The sequence below is a fragment of the Gandjariella thermophila genome, assembly GCF_005405885.1.
Classification (GTDB): domain Bacteria; phylum Actinomycetota; class Actinomycetes; order Mycobacteriales; family Pseudonocardiaceae; genus Gandjariella; species Gandjariella thermophila.
Window position 1 is genome coordinate 1 of record NZ_BJFL01000113.1, and the last position, 1,488, is coordinate 1,488.

General features: G+C 69.2%; 1 protein-coding gene. It reads right to left on the reverse strand.

What is annotated here, in order from left to right; genetic code table 11:
• Nucleotides 1-54: 54 nt before the first annotated feature.
• Nucleotides 55-1,287, reverse strand: coding sequence for an IS110 family RNA-guided transposase (locus FFT21_RS28490; RefSeq protein WP_137816980.1), 1,233 nt, complete (start codon nt 1,285-1,287; stop codon nt 55-57).
• Nucleotides 1,288-1,488: the final 201 nt, after the last annotated feature.

Here is a 1,488-nt window from a genome sequence, read left to right on the forward strand (position 1 = left end):
AGGGGGATTCCCAATGAAGTTGTCAAGTCATGGGGATGAGGCACCGTGAGTGGCTCAGGCTGCCGCGGTAGGGGGAACGGACTGGTAGAGGGCGCCGTCGCGCAGCATGGCCCACAGGACGTTCAGGCGGCGGCGTGCCAGGGCGAGGACGGCTTGGGTGTGTCGTTTGCCCTCGGCTCGTTTGCGGTCGTAGTAGGCCCGCGAGGCGGGGCAGCAGCGGATGCTGATCAGTGCGGAGAGGTAGCACACGCGCAGCAGGCGTCTGCTGTAGCGGCGGGGTCGGTGCAGGTTGCCGCTGACCCGGCCGGAGTCACGGGGCACGGGGGCCAGGCCGGCGACTCCGGCCAGCCGGTTGGGGCTGCCGAAGGCGGTCATGTCGCCGCCGGTGGTGGCGAGGAACTCGGCGGCGAGCAGGACACCGAAGCCGGGCAGGCTGAGGATCACGGGGGCGTGTTTGTGCTGGCGAAACCGGCTCTCGATCAAGGCGTCGATCTCGGTGATCTCCTCGTCGAGAGCCATCACCCCCTTCGCCAGCCGCGCGACCATTGCGGCGGCCAGATCCTGCCCGGTGACGGTGGTGTGTTGCGCGTTGGCCGCTTGCAGCGCGGCCTGGGCGACGGCGGTGGCGTTGCGGACCTTGCGGTGGCGCAGCCACGTTTCCAGCCGGTTGGCGCCGGTGCGACGCAGCGCTGCGGGGGTCTGGTAGCCGGTGAGCAGGACCAGAGCGGCTTTGGAGGTGCTGTAGTCGAAGGCGCGTTCCAGTGCCGGGAAGTACTCCAGCAACTGCGCCCGCAGCCGGTTGATGGTGCGGGTGCGGTCGGCGACCAGATCCGCGCGGCGTCCGGTCAGGATCCGCAGCTCGACGCTGATCGGGTCACCGGTGTGCACGACATGCAGGTCGCGGCGCATCCGGGCCTGGTCGGCGATCACGGCAGCGTCCTTGGCGTCGGTTTTGCCGTCCCCGCGGTACATCCCTGCCGCGTGGTGCACGGTGCGTCCGGGAATGTAGAGCAACCGCTGATCGTGATTGACCAGCAAGGCGATCAGCAGCGCGGCCCCGCCGGAGTTGAGGTCGACCGCCCAGGTCAGCTCACCGTCCCGCGCGCCGGCCAGCGCGGTCACGTCGCCGATCAGCTCCAACAGCGCGGTCTCGTCGTTGGCCACCCGCCGCGACAGCAGCCGCTTGCCATCAGCGTCGATCACCACGCAGTGGTGGTGGGCCTTGCCGGCATCGATGCCTGCCCACACTCCGGGCACGCGCGTCACCTTCCTGTTCGTCGGGTTCATCATCCCAGCGGACGACCGCGCCGTCGTTTCCTTACACAGCGATCGGTTCGCGCATCCCAATCAGCGGTCGGGTCGTCGTGGGATGCCGGGCGGCCAATCCCCCTGGGCCATCGCTGGCGGAGGCATGGAAGCCATACCCGGCACCCCTGGGTCGTCGGAACCCTACGACCGGCCCCGAGCGACACAGGAAGAAGGTAAGGA